The sequence below is a fragment of the Paraburkholderia sp. UCT31 genome (assembly GCF_014397655.1).
In the GTDB taxonomy this organism is placed as follows: Bacteria; Pseudomonadota; Gammaproteobacteria; order Burkholderiales; family Burkholderiaceae; genus Paraburkholderia; species Paraburkholderia tuberum.
Genome location: NZ_VZQP01000186.1, coordinates 1 through 1,005, shown reverse-complemented (window position 1 = coordinate 1,005; position 1,005 = coordinate 1). Strand labels below are relative to the sequence as shown.

The window sequence follows — 1,005 nt, the reverse complement described above, 5'->3', positions numbered from 1 at the left end:
CTATCTGAAAGACGTGCTGACCCGGCTACCCACTCATCGCGCCGACAACATCGCCCAGTTGCTGCCGCATCGCTGGGCACCGTCTACCGCCTGATCGAGCTCTACGGTGCCTTCACCGGGTGCTTACCACTGTGCTGGCGCTCCTTGATTTGCACGTCGGTAATGGCGGTGTAGTACACGTCTTTAACTGCAGCGTTGGCGACCAGTTCGATCAGGCCGCCCGCGAGGGCCGCGCCAGCGATCGGCGCGGCATGCGTGCTACCAAACGATGCCGCGGCGGCCGCGCCAAGAAAGGCACCGCCAAGAGGGGCGCCATATCCGCCGAATGCTTCCTGGGCCGCCGACGGAGCGACCTTGCCTACCTGCAGGATGTTTGCCTGAAGAATATAGTGCGCATGGTCGGGGTCTCCGACGATGCGGTATCCTGCGTGTATAGAGGAGCGGGTGAGGGTTCGCGACGAGACCAGAAGGCACCAGCGGCGGACAGTTTGTTGTTGATGCTCTCTCGCTCGACGATAGTCCATCCCTGAGGCGAAATCGGGTCCTTCGTCAACGCGGTTTCAGCTCTGTGCAGGGCGTCCAATTCGATGTGGTCCATAAATTGAATGGGTCTACTACGGGAGTCACGCAAGGACAGTACTTCGCCGTCGTGTTGTGCCAACAAAAAGCCATGCTGGATCATTTCGGCAGTACGGAGGGTCAACGCGATCACGCCGAAGTTCCACAGAACGTTTGTCGCCATCGCCCGAAGCTCCGCCGACGTCCTAATTAGACGGTGTTAGGAACTTCCGGTCAAAACCTGGTACCCTGGAGGGATGACAAGAGAGAAACGTAAAGCGTACCCGACAGACGTGTCAGACGAAGAATGGAGCTTCGTAGCAGCGTATCTGACGTTGATGGATGAGAGTGCACCACAGCGTAAATACGAGTTGCGCGAGATGTTCAATGCGTTGCGCTGGATGGCTCGCGCTGGGGCTGCGTGGCGAATGCTGCCGACCAACTTTC

Annotated in this window: 3 protein-coding genes; 2 read left to right on the top strand and 1 reads right to left on the bottom strand. The window is 58.7% G+C overall.

Features of this window, described 5'->3' with window-relative positions; genetic code table 11:
- The coding region (locus tag F6X40_RS41540; protein ID WP_187628498.1) for a transposase domain-containing protein at positions 1-94 on the top strand (94 nt) is incomplete at its 5' end.
- A gap of 7 nt (positions 95-101) precedes the next feature.
- Here the strand turns inward: F6X40_RS41540 and traT are convergent.
- Positions 102-524 (bottom strand): complement resistance protein TraT, encoded by a 423-nt coding sequence (traT, locus tag F6X40_RS41535; RefSeq protein ID WP_187631897.1) that lies wholly within the window; start codon positions 522-524, stop codon positions 102-104.
- Between the two features lie 291 nt (positions 525-815).
- On the opposite strand from traT, the gene F6X40_RS41530 reads away from it, so the two are divergent.
- Positions 816-1,005 (top strand): transposase (locus tag F6X40_RS41530; protein WP_187631896.1); only part of this gene is annotated, 190 nt, incomplete at its 3' end.

Excerpts from the sequence above, each read along its gene's own strand:
- traT (WP_187631897.1), bottom strand. The coding sequence starts at position 524 with ATGGACTATCGTCGAGCGAGAGAGCATCAACAACAAACTGTCCGCCGC.